This window comes from Rhizobacter sp. P2_H2 (assembly GCF_056403375.1).
The window spans coordinates 1-2,924 of sequence record NZ_JBFUFP010000703.1; the positions used below are offsets into that span (position 1 = coordinate 1).

At 72.3% G+C, this 2,924-nt stretch carries 4 protein-coding genes; all 4 read right to left on the reverse strand.

All coding sequences use genetic code 11. The annotated features are described in order from the left end of the window. A partial coding sequence (locus AC1D15_RS24945; protein ID WP_477828096.1) for a winged helix-turn-helix transcriptional regulator occupies positions 1-80 on the reverse strand: 80 nt, incomplete at its 3' end. A gap of 73 nt (positions 81-153) precedes the next feature. Continuing rightward, positions 154-1,551 carry an aspartate aminotransferase family protein gene (locus tag AC1D15_RS24950; protein ID WP_477828093.1) on the reverse strand — a complete coding sequence of 466 codons (1,398 nt, stop codon included), beginning with the start codon at positions 1,549-1,551 and terminating at the stop codon, positions 154-156. 133 nt (positions 1,552-1,684) lie between these two features. Next, positions 1,685-2,611, reverse strand: a complete 927-nt coding sequence (locus AC1D15_RS24955) for a 2-hydroxyacid dehydrogenase (RefSeq protein ID WP_477828094.1) — start codon at positions 2,609-2,611, stop codon at positions 1,685-1,687. 4 nt (positions 2,612-2,615) lie between these two features. Beyond that, positions 2,616-2,924: GNAT family N-acetyltransferase (locus tag AC1D15_RS24960; protein WP_477828095.1), on the reverse strand; the 309-nt coding region annotated here is incomplete at its 5' end.

The window sequence follows — 2,924 nt, forward strand, 5'->3', positions numbered from 1 at the left end:
ACGGTGGTGATGCGCCCGTTCTTCTGCAGCTGGCTCAGGATGCGCAGGTCGAGGCGGTCGAGCTTGAGGGAGCTGGTCACGGCAGGAAGAGGAGTCTGGGGTGGCCGATTTTGCGACGGGAAACCGCGCGGTGGAGCAGAACATCATCGCCGCCTACTTCAGCGCGGCGCGCAGGTCGGGTTCGCGCAGCACGTCGTCGAGCGTGCCGCGCAGGCGCTGCGCCATCTGCACGAACTCGTCCTCGGTGAAGCACAGCGCCGGCGCAAAGCCCAGGATGTGGTCGCCGAACGAGCGGAAGATCAGCCCGCGCCGGTAGCCGGCGTCGAACAGCCGGTCCGGCAGGCCGAGCGCCGGATCGAAGCCGCGCTTCGTGGCCTTGTCGCTCACCAGCTCCAGCGCGCCGAGCAGCCCGCGGTGGCGCGACTCGCCGACCAGCGGGTGATCGCGCAGGCCGTCCATCACGGCCGCGAAGTGCGGCGCCACCGCCTGGCCGTGGGCGAGGATGCCGCCCTCGTCGTACAGGCGCAGCACCTCGAGCGCGATGGCCGCGCTGACCGGGTGGGCCGAGTAGGTCGCGCCGTGGCCGATCGCCGCGCCCGCCGGCGCGCCGTCGGCGATGCCGGCGAAGACCTGCTCCGACATCAGCGTCGCGCCCATCGGCGCATAGCCGGCGGTCAGGCCCTTGGCGAGCGTCATCAGGTCGGGCTCGACGCCCTCGGCCTCGCACGCGAACATCGGGCCGGTGCGGCCGAAGCCGGTGATSACCTCGTCGRCGACGAACAGGATGTCGAGCTCGCGCGCCGCCTCGCGCATCGCCTTCAGCCAGCCCACCGGCGGCACGACCACGCCGCCCGAGCCCTGGATCGGCTCGCAGAAGAAGGCGGCCACGTGGTCGGCGCCGAGCTCGGCCACCTTGCTGCGCAGCGCCGCCACCGAGGCCGCGATCAGCGCCTGCGGATCGGCCCCGGCCGCGCTGCGGTACCCGTAGGGCGAGGCGATGTGGTGCTGGTTGGGCAGCGGCAGGTCGAAGCCGCGGTGGAACAGCGGCAGCGCGGTCAGCCCGGCGCCGAACGACGACGAGCCGTGGTAGCCGCGCTCCAGCGCGATGAAATGCTTCTTGTGCGGGCGGCCGGTGTTGTTGTAGTACTGCACGATGAAGCGGCTGGCCGCGTCCACCGCCTCCGAGCCGCCGAGCGTCAGGTAGACGCGCGTCAGCGAGGCCGGCGTGATCTCGACCAGCTTCGCGGCCAGGCGGATCGCCGGCTCGCTGCCGAAGTGGAAGTAGCCGGTGGCATAGGGCAGCTTGCGCATCTGCTCGGCCGCGGCCTGCACCACGCTCTCGTGGCCGTAGCCGATGTTGACGCACCACAGGCCGGCGAAGGCGTCCAGCAGCTCGCGCCCGCTCGCATCCTTCAGCCAGGCGCCGTGGCCGGACTCGAGCACGGTGACGCCGCGCTGCTGGTGCTTGCGCCACGGCGCGACCGGATGGATCAGGTGGTCTCGGTCGAGCGCGATCAGCGCATCGAGGGTGGAAAGGGCTGGCGACGACATGCGGTGGGCTCGTGGTGGTGAGCCTCCAGAATAGGATGGCGCCCCCGGCGCGTGGTGCTGCTTTGGGCCGGCGCGGCGCAACGCAGCATCGTTCTTCGCGGCGGTTCAGCAGAAGATGTGGCGGCGTGCGCGGTCAGTAACCGCGCGCGCGGTCGACGCGGCCGACCATCTCTTCGCCGGCCTCGAAGCGCCGCAGGTTGTCCAGCACCACGCGCGCCGCGGTGTCGGGCTGCGTCATGCTCGCGATGTGCGGCGTGAGCCAGATGTTCGGGTGCTGCCAGAACGGGTGATCGGGCGGCAGCGGCTCAGGGTCGGTCACGTCGAGCACCGCGTCGGCGATCCAGCCCTGCGCGAGCGCGGCCAGCAGGTCGGCCTGCACCAGCTGCGGTCCGCGCCCCACCTGCACCAGGCCGGCGCCGCGCGGCAGCTGCGCGAACAGCGCCGCGTCCAGGAAGCCGCGCGTCTCGTCGGTCAGCGGCAGCAGGCACACCAGGATCTGCGTGCGCGCGAGAAAGGCCGGCAGCTCATCCGCGCCGGCGAAGCACTGCACGCCGTCGACCTGGTGGCGCGAGCGGCTCCACCCGGCGCAATCGAAGCCGAAGCTGCGCAACTGCGCAAGCGCCGCCCGGCCCAGCGAGCCGAGCCCGAGCACGCCGACGCGGCAGTGCCCGGCCGGCCGCACCGGTGCCGCCTTCCACTGCGCCTGCGCCTGCTGGCGCCGGTACTGCAGCATGTCGCGGTGCAGGGCCAGCACCGCCCAGCTGACGTACTCGACCATGCCGCCGATGATGCCGGGCTCGACCATGCGCACGACCGGCAGCCCGGCTGGCAGCGCCGCGAAGTCGAACTGGTCGACGCCGGCCCCGGACGAGAACAGCACCTGCAGGTTCGGGAACAACTCGCCGAGACGGGCCGGCGGCTCCCAGGCCGCGAGGAAGCGCACCTGCGCCGGGTCGCCGATGTCGGGCCAGATGCGAAACGCCAGCGCCGGCGCCTCGCGCGCGAAGATCTCGGCCCACTGGCGCCCGCGCACCGGGTCTGATTTGTAGACGAAGCTCATCGGGTCAGCCGAGCGCCTGGTTGACGAGGGAGAACAGGCGGCTGCCGTCGGCGAGCACCGGCACCGCGCCGCGCACCATCACCGTCGGCGCATCCACGCGCAGCAGCCCCAGGCTCTCCAGCCACTCGGTGAGCCCGCTGTCGAAGTCGATGTCGATGCGCACGAACTTGCCGGCGTTCAAGCCCACCAGGTGGGCGATCAGCGCCTTCGCGCCCTCGACGTCCGGCGCCACCACCGGCCCGAGGCTCAGCCCGCGCCCGAAGCGGCGCAGCATCGCGAAGCCGCGCGCCTGCCCGTCCTGGTCGAGCACCAC